Here is a 618-nt window from a genome sequence, read left to right as displayed (position 1 = left end):
GCCCAGAAGATTGGCACAATGGTAAACGTTTGTGGTTTATTGACTTTATTTCACCGTTTGGCTTTCTCTATACGGCACAATTGCGGCGTTTAATGGGTGAAGTACACGGCAACAGCTATTTAGCACACTCTATCCGTTTGCGCGATAACGGCAAAGCCCAATTAGTTGAACACGTAGCAGGCAGCACTGATATACAAAAAAGTCAGACGTTAAAAAACGCTTTTTACGAAGAAATTAAAGACTATTTTCTACTCAATAAACGTCACAACCCAAATGATGACTTGACAACGCATGACTTATATAGCTAAGACTCTAGACTAGCAGAGGTTGGAGAAATCGCTTAATCAAGTTCCAAAGATGGCGTTGCAGATCCTTAGAGTTCTGATTCCAACGCCACTCGCACTCTTTTAAGTGAAGCTCAAAATTGACTGTAACACCATTAAACTTGCTCAGCCTCCGCTTGGTAAAGCTCCAAAAAGACTCAATACCATTGATATGGTAATGACCATGAGCAAACTCATTATTGCCATGGTCTACTCTAAAATGTTTCGCATAGCCAACGTCAACCAAGCCATTGTAACCACGCCAACCATCCGAGTATATGACACTATCAAGCGC

At 41.6% G+C, this 618-nt stretch carries 1 protein-coding gene and 1 pseudogene; one reads left to right on the top strand and one right to left on the bottom strand.

The genetic code is table 11. The features are described from left to right. Positions 1-308 (top strand): annotated as a pseudogene (locus A5N85_RS13665) (toxin-activating lysine-acyltransferase); the annotation flags it as partial. A gap of 4 nt (positions 309-312) precedes the next feature. Here the strand turns inward: A5N85_RS13665 and A5N85_RS13660 are convergent. Next, positions 313-618, bottom strand: a 306-nt coding sequence (locus A5N85_RS13660; protein ID WP_072577633.1) for an IS1595 family transposase, incomplete at its 5' end; no start/stop codon positions are given.

It is taken from the genome of Suttonella ornithocola (assembly GCF_001889065.1).
GTDB classification, from domain to species: domain Bacteria; phylum Pseudomonadota; class Gammaproteobacteria; order Cardiobacteriales; family Cardiobacteriaceae; genus Suttonella_A; species Suttonella_A ornithocola.
Note: the sequence above shows the minus strand (reverse complement) of the source record. Positions and strands in the feature narration are given on the sequence as shown.